Source organism: Scytonema sp. PRP1, from assembly GCF_036697665.2.
GTDB classification, from domain to species: domain Bacteria; phylum Cyanobacteriota; class Cyanobacteriia; order Cyanobacteriales; family Nostocaceae; genus Kalymmatonema; species Kalymmatonema gypsitolerans.
The window spans coordinates 238,207-258,855 of sequence record NZ_JBAHYJ020000113.1 but is presented as its reverse complement, the minus strand read 5'-3'; the positions used below and the strand labels follow the sequence as shown (position 1 = coordinate 258,855).

Here is a 20,649-nt window from a genome sequence, read left to right as displayed (position 1 = left end):
GGACAAATTTAAATCAAATTTAAATATCGCCGCGAATTTCTTCTACAACACCATCACGTAGCACAACTTCTACTTGTAATTTGCTTATCAAGTTATCACCTGGTTCCACGTTGAAAAAGCCTTCCATTTGGAATTGGTTGACTTCCTCATCTAACTGTAGAAGCTGTACTTGCTGGAGGTTTTGTAGACTTTGGTTTTTCTGTTCCAGGAGTTCGCTTTTCTTCTGATTAACTTGAACTTGGATATTTTCAATTTGTTGCAGGGTTTGAGGACCAGGTGGTTGCAGACTCTGCTTTTGAATTGCTGAAATCGCTCGCTGTCCTTCATTGTCTAGTTGTTGCAACTGCTGGTCAATTTGATTAATTTGAGCTTGCAGTTGCTGCTGCACTTCCTCTTTCCACAGAGGAGTGACAATCGCTTTGACGTTAACACCGCGTTTTAGGAGCAGTTGTTGAGGTTTGGAGAGGTTCATAAATGTTTCACGTTCACTCTATAGTTTGCAGGTGAAATAATTAGGCAAATATGCCGTTAATAATATCGCGATAGCGCTCCATCACCACGTGTCGCCTAATTTTCAAAGTTTGTGTCATCATGCCATTTTCGATGGAAAACGGCTCCAGAATCAGCTTGAACGGACCAATGCGGTCATCCGGTCGATAGCCTGGACGATTTTGCACTTCCCGATTCAATTCTTGCCGAAATAAATCCTGAATTATTTTACTCTCCACGCTGACTTGCGTTTTGTGTGCTGATTCCTCCTTATTTTGTTCTCTGGCGGCTTCATCTGGTAGACGTAGATGCAGATTCTGAGTTTCGGCCCATTTTTCCAGGGCTTCCAAATTGGGGACAATCAATGCACCAATACTGCGTTGGTCTTGTCCAACAAGCATTATCTGATCTATGTAGGGCGATCGCAAACACGCATCTTCAATTGGCTGCGGCTCGATATTTTCCCCATTGGTTAATACAATCGTATCTTTTGCCCGTCCGGTTAGTACCAAATCATTTTGCGGTGTCACCCAACCCAAATCCCCGCTATCAAACCAACCATCCGCGTCAATTGCTTTCGCTGTTGCTTCGGGGTTTTGGTAATAGCCTTGCATAATTTGTGGTCCCCGCAGCAGCACCAAACCTCGCTCCCCGGTGGGTAAAGGTTTACGAGTCTCAGGATCTACTATTTTCGTTTCTGTACCCGGTATTGGTTGCCCAACTGCACCACGTAAATTGCGCCAATAACGACGCCCATGAGTCACAGGAGAAGTTTCCGTCAAGCCATAGCCCTGCAAAATCTCCACACCAATAATTTCAAAAAAGTCATCTATGTGCTTGGGAAGCGCACCACCACCGCTAAACATTTGCTTGATTCTCCCCCCTGTTGCTTCCTGTACCTTGCCATAAACTATTTGTTCTCCCAAAGCATGCAGTGGGAACAAAGCAGTTGCTTGCATACGAGCTGCCAATCGCTCAAACGTTGAGGGGTTGAGATTTGTTAAACTCAATCCTTGGGCAATTCGCTGCGCTTTGATATACTTTTCGCTAATGCCCAGAAAGTAGTTTATCAAACGTTGCTTATTTTCAGGTTGTTCGCGGAACTGCTTTTGCACTCCTTCATAAATTGATTCCAATAAGCGCGGTACACATACCACATATTGGGGTTGAAATTCTTTTAAATCCCGTTTGATAGAGCGCAAGTTAGTGTAAATTTGCGTACAACCTTGAGAAAGTAAGAAATACTCGCAACTGCGTTCGTAAACATGCCACGTAGGGAGGATACTGAGAGCCATGTCTCCCACTTGCGGTTGCACAACTGCCCCAAGCGCTAAAATTTGATGCATCAAATTGCTGTGAGAAAGCATCGCGCCTTTGGGTTTGCCCGTCGTCCCAGAAGTATACATTAGGGTTGCCAGAGTGTCAGGCTTTTGCTCTACTGGTTCTAGAGTATGGTTTGCCCCTATTTCCATCAACTGAGTGAAATTAACTATTTTCAGAGTTTCGTCTGTTGGGGGTGCTTCATCGCAAAGCAAAATCACCAATTGAATTGGTAAATCTTCAAGACGTGGTCTAAGCTTGTTGAAAGTTTTCAAATCTTCCACGACAAGCGCCCTGCTACCACTATTTGCCAAGATAAATATAAGTTCTTCCCGTTCTGCCTGGGAACTACGCACTGCATCAACTGCCCCAGCAGTCATAATACCTTGATCTGCAATCAACCACCGGGGACTGTTATCAGAAATCAGGGAGACGCGTTCTCCTGCTTTCACCCCCAAACCTTGCAATCCAGCAGCAAATTGTTGAATTTTTTGAAAGAGTTGCGTATATGTAATCACAACTTCTGGTTTAGCATGAGGATCGCGGAGGGCGACAGTATCACCACATCGCTTTGCTACCAACGCCCAAATTTCTGGCACCGACTTCAGATTAGAGTAATCTGTTAAACGCTGTAATTCCTGGCGTTCTCGCTCAGTAAGATTAGATAATATGGCGGAAATATCATATGTTTTCGACATCACACATCTCCTAAATACATATTTGTTATATGTCCAGCATATTCCGATATGTGGATGAGATAGGTGATCTTCAATGACACATTTGCTTCTGTCTATAGCAATTTTCAAAAGTTCATGAAACTATATATTGATAAAAGTTTATGCTATAGTTAATTTATCTAAGATAGAAGCAATGTAAAAGTTTGCTTCCAAGTCGTTGCAGGAATTGTACTTTTGACTTGAAGCACTGAGCACCTAATTTGTAAAAGAAAGAGATGACCTATGCGTTTGATGGATATTCTACTCTTAACGCTGATCAATGTTGCTGGCTGTCTTGTGTTTCCCAAGCTTCTATCTTTCATTTTGGCTGTGAAAAATAGATGTAATCAGTTATCGCCAAGTTCAACAATACAGACAAAACAGAATAACAAAACTGAAATTACCAGTTTTCCATATTGTACAACTTACACCTTGACAAAAAGTTCATTTTGTAAATTTTATCCTAGTTTTTGTGATAGGTGTTCCCCTGGCTAATAGGCTTCAGTGTTTAGTTAACCTCTTGCAAAAGACATTTTTGTGAAACCACAGATGGACACAGATGCACACAGATAATTTATCTGCGTGCATTTGCGCTTACTGATATCTTGCAATTGCAACAGTGAGTCGGCGAAGCCTCCAAACCCTCGTTACCAGGTTGAACCTGGTAAGGAGATATTAGAGCCTCTGGCTCTTGTTGGGTGCCAAATCTGAACTTCTAAACATTTATTTATCATACTTTTGGAATAAGTCTCTTGATAATTAATAACTGGTTGGGCTATTTATAAAGTACTCATAAAACTCTATGGTTATAGTAAGAAAATTTTATATTAATAGTAACTTATATACCAAACAAGAAAATCCAATTTTTCTTTTCACCCGTTTTAATGAATTTTCTGTAAAAATAATAAAATATAAAAAGCACCTTTATGAAGAGGGGAATTATCTATGGGTTTGATGGAAGGTCTACTCCTAACGTTGATAAACGTTGTCGCTTGCGTTGCGTTTCCCAAATTACTGTCTGTCATTTTAACTTTCAAAAATCAACGCACTGAAGCAGTACAGGTTACGGAGTCCTCAAACAATGCAAAATCTAAGGTGCCAAGTTTTCCCTATTAAATAAGAAATAAGCAACTGCAAATGCACACAAACGGTTTTGTGTGCATTTGTGTCTATCTGTAATTATTTTTTAATCTGATTCAGATCAACCCAGTTTTTGTGAGAAACTGGGTTTTTAATTGCAAAAAAATCGGTCTACAGTTCAACAGAGACTTGTGCATCTTTGAGATTGGCACGGCGATGGAAAAACTAAAATCGTTTAAACCGCTGAACTTATTTGAATACGAACAGCTAGCTACTAAGCGCCTGTCTCAAATGGCTTTGGACTACTATGCTAGCGGTGCTTGGGATGAAGTGACATTGCGGGATAACCGGGTTGCTTTTGAAAGATTTAAACTCCGTCCGCGAGTGTTAGTAGATGTCAGCGATCGCAACCTAGCAACCAAAGTTTTAGGTCAATCGCTGCAAATGCCTCTGTTTATTGCTCCAATGGCATTTCAATGTCTTGCCAATCCACAAGGAGAAGTTGCCACGGCAAGAGCAGCAGCATCCGCTGGTGTTGGCATGGTGTTGAGTACGCTTTCTACCAAAAGTATAGAGGAAGTGGCGGCAGTCTGTCACGACACAAATCTTCATACTCCGCAATGGTTCCAGCTTTACATCCACAAAGACAGGGGATTAACTCGTGCTTTGGTAGAAAGGGCTTATGCTGCGAGGTATAAAGCACTTTGTATCACTGTAGACGCTCCTGTTTTGGGACGGCGCGAACGAGATAAGCGTAATGAGTTTGCTTTGCCAGTAGGTATGCAACTGGCTAATCTGACAACTCTCTCGGGGTTGAACATTCCTCACGAAGAAGGGGAATCTGGATTGTTTACTTATGTTGCCGAGCAACTCAACTCTGCGGTAACGTGGGATGATTTGGAATGGTTTCAGTCTTTATGTCCGCTCCCCTTGGTGCTGAAAGGAATTTTACGCGGAGATGATGCCGCTCGTGCCGTGGAGTGTGGAGCCAAGGCAATGATTGTATCTAATCATGGCGGTCGTCAATTAGATGGAGCAGTTGCATCTCTTGACGCTTTAGCTGAAGTGGTAGAAGCTGTGGATGGACGCGCTGAAGTATTGTTAGATGGCGGCATTCGTAGAGGTACTGATATTCTTAAAGCTTTAGCATTGGGAGCAAAAGCAGTGCTTGTGGGACGTCCTGTGTTGTGGGGATTAGCCGTAGCTGGAGAAGCTGGTGTGGCTCATGTGATCGAAATTCTTCGAGATGAGCTAGATGTGGCTATGGCGCTGAGTGGTTGTGCGAGTGTGGAAAAGATTGACTCTAGTTTGTTGTTTCGCGAAAACCACCACTGTGCATAATAAATGCGCTGGGTTACTGGAATAAAAATTTTAGTGTAATTTTACTCAATTGGACTCTTTTTTAATCAAGGGCAGACTGGGGAACATGAAAAAATAGTAGTTTTAATCAAAAAAATTCAGCAAGGTTAGATTAACGAGAATTTGGCGATCGCATCCCAAACATTGCGAGAGGTGGGCAGTTCCTTTCTCTCGGTCTTGAAACAACCAATTTTTTTGAAACTTGACGAAATTGGTCGAAGGGAGCGTATTTGATTTTGATGTTTCTTTCATTATAATTTTCGGAAAGTAGTGATTTGGCGATCGCCTTCTTGCCCAAAAAAGAAGCCCCTTCTATAAAATAGAGGGGCAACCAACGGTGTTGTAGATATTTAGATTGTGCGTGAGTTCTTGAATAAGTGATAGACTATTCTCACTTTTAGACCAATTGTGTCTAAAGCCACTAAGTGCATCGAAGTCCCAAGCATTGCTAAACCGTGTAAACTTGATCTGCAAAACATTGACAACGCCTAAGACGATGAAACCATCTGCAAAATTCGACTTTGAGGACGAGAAGTACAACGCACCAGCTTCTCAAGTACTCCCTTGGTGTCAGATGATAAATCCTCGCTATGGCACAAATGGGTTACAGCCTCACGGTTTGGCAATTAAGCTCGATAACGCTAACGCTGTAGGCTTTCAGCCCGACGACAATTGGCAGCAAATGGAGCATGAATTTAGCTCCGGAGTCGAAACGGTGTATATGACCACCACTCCACGGTTAGTCGTACTGCGTCGGGGACCGTTATCTGTCAAAGACCGGGAAACTGGAGTAAAATTGGGTACACTCAAAGACAATTACGATGCTTTTTTAGCAGACAAACTTAAATTTAAAACATTTACTCGCTATTTAATTTATTTAGTAGGAGAAGATAAAAATTTCTTACATGAATCACCGCTACAGCTTACTGTAAATGGAGCCGCCGGAGCAAGTTTCAGTAAAGCTTACTGTGAATACCAACAAGGTAGAGTCACTGGTGGTTTCCTTGCCGAACTAGAAAAGGCTTATGCTGGATACCGCAAGCAGCCTCTCACGCCAAAAGGTGCGTTATTCCACGCCCACGGGATTTTTTCCCCGATTATTAATTGTGAAGAAAGAGGAATTGAACCGAATATAGTTTTAGTAGCTTCAACAGTGGATTATAAACATCCCACAGTCGCCACCTTAACACAGTACCTGATTAGTTCCGACTCGCAAGAGTCTGAAATTATCTGTAAGACTTTTGAAGAGCATAAGGACTTTGGTAAGGAAACGATGAAAGTAGAAACACCTCGGATGGAGATGGCGGGGGTTTCTAGTTCCTACGTTTACCCTGATGAAGATGATTATCCACCATATTAACAGTTACCAGTTATCAGTTACCAGTTATCAGTTATCAGTTTCATCCGCAGGGTTTAAATCCCCCACCATAGCAGGCCTCACTGGTCACTGTTCACTGTTTTAAGTAATTCAAAATTCAAAGATTCCCGACTTCTTTAAGAAGTCGGGAATCTTGTTGTTCACCAATGATTTAAGATTGCTATATTCTATGCAAAAATATCAACAGAAGGTCGTAACTGGGCGCAAACTGAGAAAGCTTGATGAATGTCATTCCTCAAAAAGTTGTCAAATAGTCTTTCATCTACTTGTTTCTCATCATTCAATGCAGTGAAAGCCTGTTGACATAATACATAATCAAATCGTGGTGCCCATTTTCTAGCTCCAAGCCGTGCTGTGATAGAGCAATTATCAACCATAAAAGCAACTCCTTTTTGATGCATATAAGGGTTTAGAGAATCCACAGCTTCAATGATCGATTCATTCACAATTTCAGAATAAAGATGTCCCTTTTCCTTGAGTAAGTCTACTTGAGCCATCATGGTAGCGATATAAACTCCAGCAGCAACAGGATCAATGGCAAGTTTTTCGGATTGTCTATTGGCACGAACATTAATGCCAACTTGCCACATTTCTGTGCCGTCAATTTTTCCTATAGGAAAACGTTGATGACGATGATTTGCTTGAATAACGCTGCGAATTTCGTTTCCAGAAGCAACTTCATCATAAATTTCGATTAAAATTTCAAAAGCCGGATGATAAGCAGCACAGTAAGCTTTCTTAAAGGTTTCTTTGTCTGCATGATTTAGAGATTCATAAACAGACAAGATTCCGTTCTTAGAAATTATCCTGGTGATTATTCCTGTGAGAGATTCTACAGAATTTACATAAGCTGCTTCCTGAGAATATCCATGATGAATAAACCAACGATATAAACTTTCTACAATGCCGTGAACTGCTCCCAGAAGGATTCCTCTTTCTCCAAATATGTCAGATTTATATTCTGATTCAAGAGTTGTTTGGAAAATTGTCGGAGAACCAATTGCAACTGCCCATCCCAGTGCATAATCTGTTGCTTTTCCATTAATATCCTGATGAATTGCAAAGCTGGAGTTAATACCTGCTCCGTTAATTTGTTTTCCTTGTTCATAAAGTCGCCTAACAGAAGGTCCCATACCTTTGGGACAAACAGCAATTACATTAATATTTTCAGGGAAAGATTCACCAATGTTTTTCAAATGTCCTAGCAAAAATCCATGAGATAATCCAAATGTTGCTCCTGAACGTGTAGCCTCAAAAATTTGCTGGTAATTTTCTGCCTGTGCAGCATCGGAAATAAGAATGATTGATAGTTCCGACTCGGAAATCACTTCATACATTTCTCCTAATGTACCGTTCTCTCTAGTAAACCCAGCTTTTTCTGCCAATGGAATAGAAGATGAATTTTTCCGAAGACCTACTTTGACTTTAATATTAGTACCTGCCAGAGAATCTCTTAAATTCTGTGCTTGAGCAGGACCTTGAGACGACCAACCAATCACTCCGATTTGCTGAATTCCTTCAAAAGCTTTAGGTAAAAGCGGAAAAAGATGGCGTCCTCCTCGAACGATATATTCTTCGCTACCTGCTAAGACAATCTTCTCTTTTTCAAAAGTCTTCGTGCTAAATTCCAAATTCATAGTTTAATTCTCTTCATTTATGAAAGTTTTGGCAGGGATTTTTGCCACAGATGCATACAGATGGACACAGATGATTTCTCTCGGTTAATTTCTGTGCATCTGTAGTTCTAATCTCGGTCTTGTCTCTGCTGGTTTGGGTGTTTCTCTCGCTCCTGCATCCATTCGGAATATTCACAGGACAGGGGTTGTCTACATTACTTTAAATACATTAAACGCAGAGGTGGAGCTAGTCGCAGCCTGGCGACAAGATGAGCCATTACCAGTTTTGCAGACGTTCCTTGAGGTTATGAAAAAGGTTGTAAGTCAAAATTCCTGTGAAGATGCTGCTCAAGACACAATATAACAAGAGCCTTAACTCAATATGGTGATTTATGAGTAACTTACAAACAAAATTACCAACTGATGCATGGGTAGCAGCTAGTTGGAATGAATATCTTCAGCTGATTGAAAATCCAGCTTATGAAAAAGCCAAGAGCTACTACTACAATGGCAAAATGAGGATTGAGATGGCACCAGTAGGTAATGACCATTCACGAGACCACTCGATTGTTATCTATGCCGTACATCTGTTTGCCAGCATTAAAGGTATTGATTTGAACGGCAATGATAACTGCACCTACCGGAAAACAGGCTATAACGATGCGCAACCTGATGAGTCGTTCTACATTGGTAAAAATGCGGAAGTCATTCCTTGGGGTACTTCGATAATCCAACTGGATATCTATCCAGCCCCTGATTTGGTTATTGAAGTTGCAAATACTTCTGTTGCAGATGATAAAGGTGACAAGCGCCTTCTGTATGACGAATTAGGAGTAGGTGAATACTGGATTATGGATGTACAAAGTGTTCAAGTTATTGCTTTTGCTGTAGAAAATGGTGGGAGTCGGAAAATTTCTCAGTCTCAAGTTCTACCTGGGTTAGCAATTTCTCTTCTGGAAGAAGCTTTCCGCTGTACTCGTGAAATGAATCACGGAAGGGTGGGTGCTTGGTTACTATCCCAATTTCAGCAATAATTTAGCAGAATTCTAACTCTAACTTTTACAATCGATCATCTCAAATCCAATATCATCATCTGTTTTTAGCCCCTGGTTTGTTGAACCAGGAGTATTGCTAAAAGACTAAACTCCATGTTTACAACCGCTGAAGCAGGTTTAAACCGTGAGTATCGGTACCGCAGGTGTTCAAAAGACCGTATTCACTAGCCAATTGTTGCACCTGCATCGATTCTACGGCACTAGGTTTCCAAGGGTTGGGGTTGTTGTAGGCGTAAAAAGTTTCAACGCCATTGATACCCACTTGTGCAGCAGCAGGAATCAAGTCAAAATGCGATCGCCTATAACGAGCTGGGTGAGCTAATACCGCCAGTCCCCCTGCTTTCTGAATAGCAGCAATTACATTAGCTGCTTGATATTCTTCACCTGTAGTAATTTTTCTTTGGATGTATGGTTTCATGCTGGGGTGTTCTGGCTCGAAAGAATAACCCAAAATATGAACCTCAATATTTAAAAGATTGGCATTAATTTCTACGCCACTCCAGAGGTGAGGAGCGTTTGCGCCTGGGTTGTTCCACTTCCAATTTTCCAACCAGTCTAAAGCTGTTTGGTAGCCACTTATACTATGATGGTCGGTAATCGCAAGCCCTTTTAGACCAATGGTGACAGCTTGCTCCATCAATGCAAAGGGGTGCAACCTGCCATCTGAGTGGACAGTGTGCATATGAAAGTTGAAACACGTCGGGCAACTTTTTGCATCAATGCTTTGGAATACTTGCTTTAATTGTTCACTAGAGGTAAATACCTCAACAATATTGACAGTCATAACCCCCTCTTTTCTGTATTAGGTGATTTTTTACACGAAAAAGCACGACATCGACAGCCCAGAATGCACCAGCACCGCAAACGAGTGTTGGTACCTATTTTCTGGGCATCATTGGCAAAATTTTTCAATATGTTAAGACTACGTTAGCAAATTCAAAGGCTAACGATCATGCGTATTTTCGATTAGTTTTATAAGCAAAAGTAAGAAATGTTGCAATTCATGTCGGTTAAACCCACATTTTGCTACCGTGAAAAATATTTAGTAAATATTAAAAATAGTGCAAATAAGCACTTTAAAACACAAAAAAAAATTAATTATATAGTGTATAAATCTTATCACTTATGTTGGCAATCCAATTAATTCACCTGAGCCAGCAATAACCTCACCAATTGTAAAGGCTGTTACGTTTTGTGAATCAAAGTAGGTTATTACTTGCTGTACTTGATGGGGAGGTACTAGCAACACAAAACCAATCCCCATATTGAAAGTGTTATACATAGCTTGCGGACTCACCGAGCCAACTTCCGCCAACCACTGGAATAGAGGTGGGATAGACCAATCGCCCTCAATCTTAATCGCTTGTCCTTTACCTAAACAACGAGGTAAATTTTCTGGCAATCCTCCACCCGTGATATGAGCCATACCGTGAATTTCTAAACCCGCTTGACGCGCAGCAAGTACGGGTTTGACGTAAATACGCGTGGGTGTGAGGAAAGTTTCTCCTAATGTTTGTGAATTAAATATTTCTAGGCGATCGCTCCAGGAAAATTCTTTTTCGCTGACAATTTTCCTGACTAAACTAAAGCCATTGCTGTGTACACCACTGCTAGCCAGTGCGATCGCCACATCTCCCACTTGTACCTGGGAACCATCGAGCATCTGGCTTTTTTCCACAATTCCCACACAAAACCCAGCCAAATCATACTCACCAACCTGGTAAAAACCCGGCATTTCTGCCGTTTCTCCTCCTAGTAAAGCGCAACCCGCCTGCTGACACCCAGAGGCTATACCTGCAACCACTCCAGCGAGCTGCTCTTGGTCTAGTTTACCTGTCGCCAGATAATCCAAAAAAAACAGCGGTTCTGCGCCAGATGTCAACACATCGTTGACACACATCGCTACCAAATCAATGCCAACGGTGTCGTGACGATTGAGAGCATGAGCGATTTTCAGCTTTGTTCCCACACCATCAGTCCCAGAAACCAAAACAGGTTCCTTGTAACCACTTGGTAGTTGAAAGCCGCCACTAAAGCCACCCAATCCACCAACAACTTCCGGTCTAAAGGTGCTGTGAACTAAATTACGAATTTTATTGACAAACTCTCGACCAGCCTCAACATCAACTCCAGCATCTTTATAATCCATCAGTTAAAACACCGCTATCAATTCAAGTTAGTCAATAATCATAAGCTTAAAACAGTGAACAGTACCAGCCGCAGTGACGGCTCGCTTTGGTGGGGGATTTAAACATGCGCGGATGAAACTGATAACTGATAACTGGTAACTCTTAAAATACCTCATCTTCGATACCCCGCCACCATTCCCCCAAATTCATCAAGTCTTGATGAATGTCTTCTAACTGTTGAGCGTACTCATTTTCTGAAAGTGTGGCTCGACACTCTTGAAGTTTTTTCAGTCGCAGTTGCACTAATAGCCAAGGTTTGGCAATACTGCCAGTTGCTTCGATGTATTGCGCTAGATTTGTACTATCCATATGCCATGTTGAATTTGTAAATTTTCGATGGGCTTTGCTAAAAGTCATTCCACCTAGTTAAGCTGCCCGCTGTGGTCATGATATGATCATCGACATTGTGATGGCGAGTCGGCTGCATCTGGTTGTTACTGTCACTTATATAGTCCTTCAGGGGTTGAGTGCAATACATCAGGAAATAGGAACCACAAATGGGCACTTATGGAACACTAGATAATTCTGTATTACAGAATATACCGTAGCATCTACCAATTTTTCGGAAGAAACCTAGCACCGCTGCGCGGAAGTCAAAAGTGAGCCAGCGCTGCAGGAGGGTTTCCCTCCGCAGGCGACTGGCGAACCCCGAAGGGGTCAAAAGTCAAAAAGCTTATGATGTAAGCTTTTCGTTGATTTGGAATGGTGAACCAGCGCTGCAGGAGGGTTTCCCGAACTCACAGCGACTGGTGTTCGCGTAGGGTCTCCGTAGGAGATACCCGAAGGGTAGCTTTATTTCCGCCGTAACGTACTAGTACTTTTATATTTATGAGCGAGTGTTAGAACCTGGTGAGCGAGTCTTTTATACTCGTGAGCGAGTGTTAGAACCTGGTGAGCGAGTCTTTTATACTCGTGAGTGAGTATTAGAACCTCGTGAACGAGTCTTTTATACTTGTGGGCGTTGTTGAATTCAGGGATGATTCTTGTGGGGTAGGCATCCTACCTACCCAAAAAATTCAAGGGAAGGGCTGTCCGGTTCATCCCACAAAAACACAAAATTCATCCTGCAAATATGCAACGTCACACTTGTGACTGTCTTTGCAAGCATTCGGCTTTGCAGGTTTTCCAGTGTATTCAGTTTATGAACAAAAAATATTTCTCTATAGCAGCTGTACCCTTAGCAGTTGCTGCAACTCTCCTCACCAACATCAGTCAATCCTTAGCTGCTTTACCGCCACTCATTCCCCGACAGATTCTATTTGGAAATCCAGAAAGAACGAATCCGCAACTCTCTCCCGATGGAAAATACTTGACATACATTGCACCTGATAAAAATAATGTTTTACAGGTATGGATACGCACTGTAGGTAAGAACGACGATCGCGTGCTGACTGCTGATCAAAAGCGGGGTATCCGTAGTTACTTTTGGACTTATAACGGTGAGCAATTAATATACTTGCAAGATACAGATGGTGATGAAAACTATCATTTTTATGCTGTTAATGTAAAGTCCAATCAGGTGCGCGACCTGACACCATACAAGGGCGTGAAAGCCCAAATGATCGCCCTAGATCCCAATTTTCCTAATGAAATGTTGGTGGGGATGAATATCAAAGACCCCCGCAAGCACGATGCTTACCGTATCGACCTGAAAACGGGAACAGCAAAGCTGGAATTAGAAAACTCTGTCAACGTGACTGAGTCAGTTGCAGATCCACAGTTAAAAATCCGTGCATCTGTAGCCACGACTCCTGATGGTGGTTCTACCTTATCCGTTAGGGAAACAACAAATCAACCCTGGAAGATAGTTCGCAAATGGGGACCTGATGATCAAGGCGGTACTGTTGGCTTTTCCGCTGATGGCAAAACGCTTTATATCACGGGTAGTCATAATGCTAATGCGACACGAGTTTTGGCGCTTAACTTAGCAACGGGTAAAGAAAGCGTGATTGCCCAAGACCCACAGTATGATCAGGGAGGGATGTTTATTCATCCAACGAAACGCCAAATTCAGGCTGTTGCCTTTTACAAAGATAAATTAGAGTGGCAAGTACTCGATAAAAGTATTGCCCCAGATTTTCAGACAATATCCAAAGTCCGGCGAGGGGAATTTTCCGTAGTTGACCGCGACCTTGCTGATAAAACTTGGCTAGTCTCTTACAATAATGACAACGGTCCTACCTACTACTACACCTATGACCGTACCTCCAAGCAAAGCAAACTCCTCTTCAGCAATCAACCGAAATTGGAAGGACTACAACTCGCCCAAATGAAACCGATTTCTTACAAATCTCGGGACGGGTTGACTATCCACGGCTACCTGACAACACCTGTAGGAATTCCAGCAAAGAATTTACCCACAGTCTTACTCGTGCATGGCGGACCTTGGGTGCGGGATACTTGGGGTTACGACTCACAGGCGCAGTGGCTAGCAAACCGTGGTTACGCAGTTCTACAAGTCAACTACCGAGGTTCTACCGGATACGGCAAAAAGTTCTTGAATGCCGGAAATCGTGAATGGGGGGGTAAAATGCACAATGACTTGATTGATGGCGTTAACTGGATTGTCCAACAGGGTATCGCTGATCGGAAAAAAGTTGCGATCATGGGTGGTTCCTACGGCGGTTATGCGACTTTGGTAGGATTGACATTCACTCCTGATGTGTTTGCTGCTGGTGTAGATATTGTTGGTCCTAGCAACTTGCTCACGCTGTTAAAAAGTATTCCTCCTTATTGGGAGTCAGGGCGGGCGGAATTCTACAATCGTGTGGGTAATCTAGAAAAAGAGCCAGATTTCCTCAAGTCTCGTTCTCCGTTATTTTTTGTCGATCGCATCAAAGTACCGTTGCTGATTGGACAAGGTGCAAACGATCCACGAGTGAAGCAGGCGGAAAGTGAACAAATCGTTACAGCGATGCGAAAAGCAAATAAGCCTGTAGAGTACATCCTCTACACAGATGAAGGACACGGTTTTGCGCGTCCGCAAAACAGGTTACACTTCTTTGCGAAAGCCGAAGAGTTTCTTGCCAAATACCTGGGGGGACGCGTAGAACCAATAGGTAATATACCTGGGCATTCTGGGGTGGTTAAGTAGGAATTGTTAGTTGTAGAGACGCTTCAAACAGCGCGTCTCTACATTTGTTTGTAGCGTCATGGCGCGTCTGTACATTTATTGGTTGTTGGTTGTTGTTACCCACTACCTAAATTCCACTACCCACTAACCAGTTCCCACTCAGGTATGATGAGTAATCAGCCTCCAACCTGACAGAATCGCACTATATGGCGTGATAAAAGAGCCATGTAAAGGATGACCGGGCATGATTAAATCTTGGATGGTGATTGGGGGAGTGGCTTTCTTAGTCGCTTTGGCTGCTAACTTCATTACTCCTGGCGATGTCAAGTGGTTCAAGCGTCTACAAAGACCCAGATGGTTAACTTTTGAAGCAGCGATTCCAGTTATTTGGACTATTGTATTTATTTGCGGCGCTTGGTCAGCTTATATTGTTTGGGAAAAAGACCCAGGAACCACCGCAACCTGGTTGCGTATGGGATTATACCTGCTTCTGGAAATTGTTACCATTGCCTTCAACCCTGTGATGTTGAGGCTTCGCAGTCTTAAGGCGGGTACGATTATCGGCGGCACGGGTTTCGTTATAAGCATTATATTAACACTTGTAGTTTTACCTGTTTCTGGTTGGGCGGCACTGCTCCTCGTTCCTTACTTGCTTTGGAGTCCAATAGGTACATACACCACTTGGACAATGAAACGACTCAATCCTCAAGATGCCTAAAACACTGAATAGTGGACAGTCAACACTAAACAGTGAATTAAGTGATAACTGATAACTGATAACTGGTAACTGATAACTGGTAACTGATAACTGATAACTGGTTGAAATTTTCATCCCTGCGGTTGATTAAACTCATGCCCTAAATTGCCAAAATTGCCTTGAAGACCTTGACAAAATAACTAAAAAGGTATAATTAATATGGTTCCATCTTGGATAGTAATTGGGGCTGTCACTTTTGCAATTATGATCGGTAGTTTTTTCATCACGCCTCGTGATGTCAAATGGTTTGCACGGTTAAGTCGCCCCCGGTGGTTGGTTTTTGAGCCACTTATCCCGATCATCTGGACTGTAATTTTTATTTGCGGTGCTGCTTCTGCCAATTTTGTCTGGCAAAAAAATCCAGGAAGCTTGATAACCTGGGTGGTAATGGGTTTATACCTGTTGTTAGAAATTATCACCATCGCCTACATCCCAGCAATGCTAAGGTGGCGGAGTCTCAGAGTCGGGGAAGTTCTTGGATCAGTTGGTGTGATCTTGGGTGTGTTGCTCACACTCTCTGTTTTACCGATTTCTAAACTAGCGGCGCTGTTACTCGTTCCATATTTGGTTTGGAGTCCAGTGGGAACTTACACTACAGAAGAGTTAATCCAGCTCAACCCTCAAGATGCTTAGGTGCGTTACCGAAAAGCTGGGTTTAAAGCCCCGTCCTTCGTTTGACGGCTTTGCATTGACAAACAAGAAAGTTTTGCGCGATAGTTAAAAAGCCGGGGTGAAACTCCTCTAACATCGTGAAACTGTTCAGACACACTTTTAGTTAGGAATTTTAGGGGCGACGAGCAGCGAAAACTCGATAAACAGCTAAGACATTCAAACGATTGTCGAAAATTAAAAGGTTTTGGAGTAATCCGCGTACCGTGGGGCACACGGAAATGTACCCGGAAATGGGTAAACGCTTGGGGAGTTATCCGTAAGTGGAGCAAGGCGTAAAAAACCGTGTTTCGGATAAGCATGAACCGTAAGAGCTTGTAGAAGGGAAACCAGAAGAAGGCAAGTTCAGCCCAAGAATCCTCGTACCGCGATAGTCGAGGAGATGTCAAACTACACAACGCGTCCATATCGTGCAATAACTGGATTGCTGGGATTGGCTTGATTCTTCAGCCAAGCCCACATCTGATCCCCTAGGGAAAAGTGCCACCATTCTCTCGGATTGCGCTGAAATCCTGCTTTTTGCATAACATCGCACAATAGCTGGCGATTGGTATGATACCGTTGTGCCTGTGCGGTGGAAGAATTGGCAAAGTAGTCTGGATGCGACGCTGGTGACATTTCATCTATAGGCGAACCCATATTCACAATTTCTCCCGTATCATCTACCAGTGTCACATCAACAGCAGCGCCGGTACTGTGGGGAGGCGGAGTTTTTTCATCCAGACTCGGTTCAGCCCAAATTTTATAAACCTCCTCCCATATGACTTGGCTATTTTCTGGTGATAACTCAGCCTCGGTGAGTCCCGCCATTTGCAAGGCTTCGCCAAAAGCGTAATTAACCATAAACTCTTGTACAGCGACAGGGCGATAAGCATCAAAGATTTGGATACGCCAGTTAGGAAGCAGCAGTTGCAGCTCATTTTGGGCTGCTATCAAATTGTCAACAACGCTTTGGCGAAGAAAATATGGAGAGCGATCGCCATAAGGCGCACCCAGTTTTTCATAAGGATGCGGAGATTCCACTGCGAACAGTTCCAAAGGAATCTTTACCAATGGTTCACCACACTCAATGATTGGTACTTTATGATAAGGTCTCATTCGTGATGTTCACAGCAAGACGACTGTTTTGTTGCTGTTCCTAACGCTTCTGGTACGGGATCGGAACCGCCCGGATGAAACGGATGACATCGCAGAATGCGCCGAATTGCCAACCAACTACCGCGCCAGACTCCAAATCGCTCAATTGCTTGGATGGCGTACATTGAACAAGTTGGTTGAAAGCGACAGGTGGGAAGAAACAGCGGCGAGATAAACATTCGGTAGAAGCGAATCAGCAAAATCAATAATAATTTCATTGCTGTCCCCGAAATCTAATACAGTGGTAATAAAGATTATATTTTTCCATTTTGTTGCATCTTTGCTAACTTCATTTTTTGATTTAGAGTCGATTTCCCCTTTGTGGCTGCAAAGTGCTGCCGTTGCAATTTGGGTGCTGCTCATGCTTTTCGTCGCAGGGCTGGTAAATCGCTTTGCCAATAAAGATCCAGAAATTCTGCGGAAGATAGTCCACATAGGCACTGGCAATGTGATTCTGCTCGCTTGGTGGCTAGATATCCCCGCAAGTGTGGGCATTACGGCTTCGATTGTAGCGAGTACTGTTACCTTATTGTCCTACCGATTTCCGATTCTCCCTGGTATTAATAGCGTCGGACGCAAAAGTTTTGGGACATTTTTCTATGCCGTTAGTATTGGTGTGTTAATTGCCTGTTTCTGGACGCAACAACCCCAGTATGCCGTGCTAGGAGTTTTGGTTATGACATGGGGAGATGGATTTGCAGCTTTAATTGGGCAAAGATTTGGGCAACACAAATACACGATCTTTGACAGACAAAAAAGTTGGGAAGGTTCCCTGACAATGACAGTTGTGAGTTTTCTGATCACGAGTTTGATTTTAGTCAGTGTACAAGGGAACCTTTGGCAAACTTGGCTGATATCTTTGACGGTTGCCTTAGTCGCTACTTGCCTAGAAGTTTTTTCCTTTGTTGGTATTGATAATTTGACAGTTCCTTTAGGCAGTGCCGCCCTAGCTTTTGTTTTAAGCCAGTTCTTGTATTAACAGTTACCAGTTATCAGTTATCAGTTATCAAAAATCAGTTATCAGTTATCAAGTACCCGCAGTATCAAGATGTCCCAAGTCAATCTTCTCACTGGTCACTGTTCACTGTTCATTGGTCACTGTTGACTGTTCACTGTTTTAATGGTAATAGCGCCCGTGACGGTGATATCTGTACGGGTTGCGATACAGATGGCGGTCATAAATGTAGTCGGGGTGGTTTTGCCCGTGACGGTAATATCTGTGGTGATTGCCATGCCCTCTGCGGTAATGAATATACTGTGGATGGTAAGATCCGCGACGGTAATGCTGTCTGTAGCTTTGTGGGCAAGGTCTATGAGGACGGGAATATCGGCGACGGGGCTTATGATAGTGGTGGTGTTTATGGTGTTTTAGTTGTTCAGTATCAGCCTCCCAATCTGTTTGAATTGACGGATCGTCACCAATCTGAGCAACTTGCGCTTTCAATTCCTCCGCTTCTGGCTGCGTCTGAACTCCTTTTTGTAATGATGCTGCGGCAATCTCAAAGCCAAGGCAACTAGGCAACAGTAAAGCACTAACTATGAATTTCCAAAACATTGTTTCACGCTCCTCATTTCTCGTTCCCTAGCAAAAGTAGGGAATGTGTAGTGTGATTTGGCTGAAATAGGATTTACGCAGTGAAACGAAAAGGCTGATTGTGCTGAAGAAAAGTCTATATAAAAGCATTACCACTTCAAGCAGGGTGAAGAGAGTTCTTAGTGAGCGCTACTCCACTGTTTTAAAATTATTTACATATTGGCGCAGCCGTGCCGTACCGCGAGGGCAATCGCCGTTTGATTGACTTATTGGGAGATTTTCCTTGACGGACTGGCGGTGTGGACTACGGTGTGGACTGATTGCGGTGGTAGGTGCGGTGTAGATGATGGAGAAGAAGACACAGGGGCGATCGCGGTTTGGTTTAGAAAATGATAGTTGAGCGATGTATGTTTCAAGCTTGTATGACAAAATCAAAAATTTTTATTAAATATTCCTTAACTGTCTTAACTGTCTTAACTGTCCTTTCCTCTCTTTTTCAGTTGTGTTAAGTTTTTTAATATTTGTTTTACCTGTCTAATACTGAATAGAACAAATATTGGTTCAGCATACGCCTCCAGTAGTTGCTATTACTGGAGGTTTTCCTATAAATATCACTTCCTTAAAATTTAATTCTCGAAAGCTAAAAAAAATATTAAGTATTTCTTAACTGTCCTAACTGTCTTAACTGTCCTTGCATTTTTGACATAACTATAACAAGATGTGTAAGTGAAAAGGCGCAATGAAAAGAACTCAGAAGTCAGAATTCAGGAATCAGAATACCCCACGGATGAATCCGGGGGTTTCAGAATTGAATTCAAGGCTCTATTTCCTTCACTTTATGTGCCGGAACATTATCCATTACAACATTCTAATAATGTTGCGTCTGGATATTGTTCAACCATTGCAGCAAGTTGAGTTTCACATCGATCCAACTCCCCCTTCATGACTCCACCCTGTTGTCTCGGTTTTAAATGACCTTGAGTTTTCTTCATGGAGAGCAGTTTTTGTACAAAACTTTTAGCTACACCAAATCTCGAGGCCACCTTCCTGACTGAGGTGTCTCCCTGTTCGTAGGTCTTTACTATTTTTTCTCGCTGTTTCGTTGGAGTAACCTTTCATTTTAGCCATTCATGCACTACTAAGACTGTACCTCATTTATCTGCAATCTGCTGTATGTAAAAAATCTAACAAATTTCTAACGCAGGACAGAATATAACATAGCTAAAGTCATAGCTAGAGAGAGATTCAGATTAGAAGTTACTAAATAAATATATATAAAAAAGAAATATGGCTATCATAAGCCCGAAAAAGTCAAATTTTCCTAAAATTTAGCAATGAATAAAATGAATTTTTTTAATAATTCTGTGCCACCTCTGCGTCGCAAACAAGCACCGCTAAATATTCACGAGTTAGAAGAAGGACTTTGGCTAGTTAACTGGCAAATCGGCAACATTAAGCTTTATTCAAATTTTTATACCCGCATAGACCAAGCTTTCATAATTTGGGGTTTGCTTATCATACCAATGTTTGCAACTGCCCAGTTTTTACCTATAGGTTGGGACTTGCAGGCGGCTTTGTGGTCTATCCTCTCTTTTATTGGTACTGCAGCAATGGTCTATTGGAGTACCTATTGGGTGAAGCGAAGACAGGTTATCTGGATACTGTATTGCTGGGTACTGCTGATGTTATTGGGCGTCGTCTTAACTGATTTGGGTATTTTTCTAGGATGGGGAGAAATATTATTGAATCTCTGTCCTTTGTGGTTGGGTCTATGTGCTTTAGGCTACTTGTGTACTGGATTAGCAGTGCGATCGCGTACCTTACTATTTACAGGCGTAGTTCATGTACTGGGAATTTTCATCTTGCCTTATAGCGGTAGTTGGCAATTTCTGACGACCGGCGGTTTAATGGTCATCTGCTTACTACTACTTGCTGAATTCGAGTGGGATCACTGTTAACCAGGAGAGGCAACAACAAAGGAGAATAACTAATAATTAATAATAATTAATAAATAAAAAAATAGGTGGATGTCGGATTTTCCTCTCCACCTATTTTAATTTTTATTAGCTCTTTTTATAAAATCATTTACCAAGTGTCGGCTGCTCTTTCGTTATAAGGCTCTCCTGTAAACGGTTGTACACCGATATTAGGATATGCATCGTCATTAGGTCCAAAAATACGTATGAAAGCTTCAGAAATATATTGTGTTACCGTGGCAAGCATCCTGGAGAAAGCCATAATATAAGACCCCCGTTTTTTGTAATCGCTTTCATTGCG

22 protein-coding genes are annotated in these 20,649 nt (G+C 42.4%); 10 read left to right on the top strand and 12 right to left on the bottom strand.

Annotated features, from left to right (window positions below; translation table 11 throughout):
- Positions 1–19: 19 nt before the first annotated feature.
- Positions 20–472, bottom strand: a complete 453-nt coding sequence (locus V5G28_RS30630; RefSeq protein WP_096565903.1) for a YlqD family protein — start codon at positions 470–472, stop codon at positions 20–22.
- A gap of 40 nt (positions 473–512) precedes the next feature.
- Positions 513–2,507, bottom strand: coding sequence for an AMP-dependent synthetase/ligase (locus V5G28_RS30625; protein ID WP_332987159.1), 1,995 nt, complete (start codon positions 2,505–2,507; stop codon positions 513–515).
- Positions 2,508–3,821: 1,314 nt separating this feature from the next.
- On the opposite strand from V5G28_RS30625, the gene V5G28_RS30620 reads away from it, so the two are divergent.
- Positions 3,822–4,946 (top strand): alpha-hydroxy acid oxidase, encoded by a 1,125-nt coding sequence (locus tag V5G28_RS30620; protein WP_332987158.1) that lies wholly within the window; start codon positions 3,822–3,824, stop codon positions 4,944–4,946.
- Between the two features lie 102 nt (positions 4,947–5,048).
- On the opposite strand, the gene V5G28_RS30615 is transcribed toward V5G28_RS30620, so the two are convergent.
- A complete protein-coding gene (locus V5G28_RS30615; RefSeq protein WP_332987157.1) occupies positions 5,049–5,216 on the bottom strand; it encodes a hypothetical protein in 168 nt (55 codons plus the stop codon).
- A 244-nt stretch (positions 5,217–5,460) separates the two neighbouring features.
- Between V5G28_RS30615 and V5G28_RS30610 the strand changes: the two genes are divergently transcribed.
- The gene (locus V5G28_RS30610; protein WP_332987156.1) at positions 5,461–6,324 is read left to right on the top strand and encodes a DUF5895 domain-containing protein; all 864 of its coding nucleotides are present in this window, start codon (positions 5,461–5,463) and stop codon (positions 6,322–6,324) included.
- Positions 6,325–6,509: 185 nt separating this feature from the next.
- Here the strand turns inward: V5G28_RS30610 and V5G28_RS30605 are convergent, their stop codons facing one another.
- Positions 6,510–7,979 (bottom strand): ketol-acid reductoisomerase, encoded by a 1,470-nt coding sequence (locus tag V5G28_RS30605; protein WP_332987155.1) that lies wholly within the window; start codon positions 7,977–7,979, stop codon positions 6,510–6,512.
- Positions 7,980–8,070: 91 nt separating this feature from the next.
- On the opposite strand from V5G28_RS30605, the gene V5G28_RS30600 reads away from it, so the two are divergent.
- Together V5G28_RS30600 and V5G28_RS30595 are read left to right on the top strand one after the other, a co-directional pair.
- Complete coding sequence (locus tag V5G28_RS30600) at positions 8,071–8,322, top strand: LysR substrate-binding domain-containing protein (protein WP_332987262.1); 252 nt, start codon at positions 8,071–8,073, stop codon at positions 8,320–8,322.
- Between the two features lie 28 nt (positions 8,323–8,350).
- Positions 8,351–8,992 carry a Uma2 family endonuclease gene (locus tag V5G28_RS30595; RefSeq protein ID WP_332987154.1) on the top strand — a complete coding sequence of 214 codons (642 nt, stop codon included), beginning with the start codon at positions 8,351–8,353 and terminating at the stop codon, positions 8,990–8,992.
- A 118-nt stretch (positions 8,993–9,110) separates the two neighbouring features.
- On the opposite strand, the gene V5G28_RS30590 is transcribed toward V5G28_RS30595, so the two are convergent.
- The 3 genes from V5G28_RS30590 to V5G28_RS30580 form a co-directional block, all read right to left on the bottom strand.
- Positions 9,111–9,797, bottom strand: coding sequence for a PHP domain-containing protein (locus V5G28_RS30590; RefSeq protein WP_332987153.1), 687 nt, complete (start codon positions 9,795–9,797; stop codon positions 9,111–9,113).
- A gap of 339 nt (positions 9,798–10,136) precedes the next feature.
- On the bottom strand, positions 10,137–11,162 hold the full coding sequence (gene purM, locus V5G28_RS30585; RefSeq protein ID WP_332987152.1) for a phosphoribosylformylglycinamidine cyclo-ligase: 1,026 nt from the start codon (positions 11,160–11,162) through the stop codon (positions 10,137–10,139).
- Positions 11,163–11,304: 142 nt separating this feature from the next.
- Positions 11,305–11,511, bottom strand: a complete 207-nt coding sequence (locus tag V5G28_RS30580) for a hypothetical protein (RefSeq protein WP_041041270.1) — start codon at positions 11,509–11,511, stop codon at positions 11,305–11,307.
- Positions 11,512–12,343: 832 nt separating this feature from the next.
- On the opposite strand from V5G28_RS30580, the gene V5G28_RS30575 reads away from it, so the two are divergent.
- The 3 genes from V5G28_RS30575 to V5G28_RS30565 all read left to right on the top strand — a co-directional run bounded on the left by V5G28_RS30575 (position 12,344) and on the right by V5G28_RS30565 (position 15,665).
- A complete protein-coding gene (locus V5G28_RS30575; protein WP_332987151.1) occupies positions 12,344–14,296 on the top strand; it encodes a S9 family peptidase in 1,953 nt (650 codons plus the stop codon).
- Positions 14,297–14,519: 223 nt separating this feature from the next.
- Positions 14,520–14,993, top strand: coding sequence for a TspO/MBR family protein (locus V5G28_RS30570; RefSeq protein WP_332987150.1), 474 nt, complete (start codon positions 14,520–14,522; stop codon positions 14,991–14,993).
- 198 nt (positions 14,994–15,191) lie between these two features.
- A complete protein-coding gene (locus tag V5G28_RS30565) occupies positions 15,192–15,665 on the top strand; it encodes a TspO/MBR family protein (protein WP_332987149.1) in 474 nt (157 codons plus the stop codon).
- Positions 15,666–16,091: 426 nt separating this feature from the next.
- Here the strand turns inward: V5G28_RS30565 and V5G28_RS30560 are convergent, their stop codons facing one another.
- Positions 16,092–16,799 (bottom strand): M15 family metallopeptidase, encoded by a 708-nt coding sequence (locus tag V5G28_RS30560; protein WP_332987148.1) that lies wholly within the window; start codon positions 16,797–16,799, stop codon positions 16,092–16,094.
- Positions 16,796–17,056 carry a membrane protein insertion efficiency factor YidD gene (gene yidD, locus V5G28_RS30555; protein ID WP_332987147.1) on the bottom strand — a complete coding sequence of 87 codons (261 nt, stop codon included), beginning with the start codon at positions 17,054–17,056 and terminating at the stop codon, positions 16,796–16,798. The genes V5G28_RS30560 and yidD overlap by 4 nt, the downstream gene beginning before the upstream one ends.
- Before the next feature lie 62 nt (positions 17,057–17,118).
- Between yidD and V5G28_RS30550 the strand changes: the two genes are divergently transcribed.
- Both V5G28_RS30550 and V5G28_RS30545 read left to right on the top strand, forming a co-directional pair.
- On the top strand, positions 17,119–17,817 hold the full coding sequence (locus V5G28_RS30550) for a diacylglycerol/polyprenol kinase family protein (RefSeq protein ID WP_332987146.1): 699 nt from the start codon (positions 17,119–17,121) through the stop codon (positions 17,815–17,817).
- A 122-nt stretch (positions 17,818–17,939) separates the two neighbouring features.
- Positions 17,940–18,356, top strand: coding sequence for a hypothetical protein (locus tag V5G28_RS30545; RefSeq protein WP_332987145.1), 417 nt, complete (start codon positions 17,940–17,942; stop codon positions 18,354–18,356).
- Between the two features lie 205 nt (positions 18,357–18,561).
- Here V5G28_RS30545 and V5G28_RS30540 read toward each other — a convergent pair whose 3' ends face one another.
- Entirely contained in the window at positions 18,562–18,801 is a 240-nt protein-coding gene (locus tag V5G28_RS30540; protein WP_143172865.1) for a hypothetical protein, read from the bottom strand.
- A 422-nt stretch (positions 18,802–19,223) separates the two neighbouring features.
- On the bottom strand, positions 19,224–19,364 hold the full coding sequence (locus tag V5G28_RS30535) for a hypothetical protein (RefSeq protein ID WP_332987144.1): 141 nt from the start codon (positions 19,362–19,364) through the stop codon (positions 19,224–19,226).
- A gap of 351 nt (positions 19,365–19,715) precedes the next feature.
- Here V5G28_RS30535 and V5G28_RS30530 point away from each other — a divergent pair, with 351 nt between their 5' ends.
- On the top strand, positions 19,716–20,330 hold the full coding sequence (locus V5G28_RS30530) for a hypothetical protein (protein ID WP_332987143.1): 615 nt from the start codon (positions 19,716–19,718) through the stop codon (positions 20,328–20,330).
- Positions 20,331–20,457: 127 nt separating this feature from the next.
- Here the strand turns inward: V5G28_RS30530 and V5G28_RS30525 are convergent, their stop codons facing one another.
- Positions 20,458–20,610, bottom strand: a complete 153-nt coding sequence (locus tag V5G28_RS30525) for a hypothetical protein (protein ID WP_332987142.1) — start codon at positions 20,608–20,610, stop codon at positions 20,458–20,460.
- Positions 20,611–20,649 lie beyond the last annotated feature (39 nt).

Bases quoted from the DNA above. Each gene is read 5' to 3' on its own strand.
- V5G28_RS30630 (WP_096565903.1), bottom strand. From the start codon at position 472: ATGAACCTCTCCAAACCTCAACAACTGCTCCTAAAACGCGGTGTTAAC.
- V5G28_RS30625 (WP_332987159.1), bottom strand. From the start codon at position 2,507: ATGTCGAAAACATATGATATTTCCGCCATATTATCTAATCTTACTGAG.
- V5G28_RS30620 (WP_332987158.1), top strand. From the start codon at position 3,822: ATGGAAAAACTAAAATCGTTTAAACCGCTGAACTTATTTGAATACGAA.
- V5G28_RS30615 (WP_332987157.1), bottom strand. From the start codon at position 5,216: ATGAAAGAAACATCAAAATCAAATACGCTCCCTTCGACCAATTTCGTC.
- V5G28_RS30610 (WP_332987156.1), top strand. From the start codon at position 5,461: ATGAAACCATCTGCAAAATTCGACTTTGAGGACGAGAAGTACAACGCA.
- V5G28_RS30605 (WP_332987155.1), bottom strand. From the start codon at position 7,979: ATGAATTTGGAATTTAGCACGAAGACTTTTGAAAAAGAGAAGATTGTC.
- V5G28_RS30595 (WP_332987154.1), top strand. From the start codon at position 8,351: ATGAGTAACTTACAAACAAAATTACCAACTGATGCATGGGTAGCAGCT.
- V5G28_RS30590 (WP_332987153.1), bottom strand. From the start codon at position 9,797: ATGACTGTCAATATTGTTGAGGTATTTACCTCTAGTGAACAATTAAAG.
- purM (WP_332987152.1), bottom strand. From the start codon at position 11,162: ATGGATTATAAAGATGCTGGAGTTGATGTTGAGGCTGGTCGAGAGTTT.
- V5G28_RS30580 (WP_041041270.1), bottom strand. From the start codon at position 11,511: ATGGATAGTACAAATCTAGCGCAATACATCGAAGCAACTGGCAGTATT.
- V5G28_RS30575 (WP_332987151.1), top strand. From the start codon at position 12,344: ATGAACAAAAAATATTTCTCTATAGCAGCTGTACCCTTAGCAGTTGCT.
- V5G28_RS30570 (WP_332987150.1), top strand. From the start codon at position 14,520: ATGATTAAATCTTGGATGGTGATTGGGGGAGTGGCTTTCTTAGTCGCT.
- V5G28_RS30565 (WP_332987149.1), top strand. From the start codon at position 15,192: ATGGTTCCATCTTGGATAGTAATTGGGGCTGTCACTTTTGCAATTATG.
- V5G28_RS30560 (WP_332987148.1), bottom strand. From the start codon at position 16,799: ATGAGACCTTATCATAAAGTACCAATCATTGAGTGTGGTGAACCATTG.
- yidD (WP_332987147.1), bottom strand. From the start codon at position 17,056: ATGAAATTATTATTGATTTTGCTGATTCGCTTCTACCGAATGTTTATC.
- V5G28_RS30535 (WP_332987144.1), bottom strand. From the start codon at position 19,364: ATGAAGAAAACTCAAGGTCATTTAAAACCGAGACAACAGGGTGGAGTC.
- V5G28_RS30530 (WP_332987143.1), top strand. From the start codon at position 19,716: ATGAATTTTTTTAATAATTCTGTGCCACCTCTGCGTCGCAAACAAGCA.
- V5G28_RS30525 (WP_332987142.1), bottom strand. From the start codon at position 20,610: ATGGCTTTCTCCAGGATGCTTGCCACGGTAACACAATATATTTCTGAA.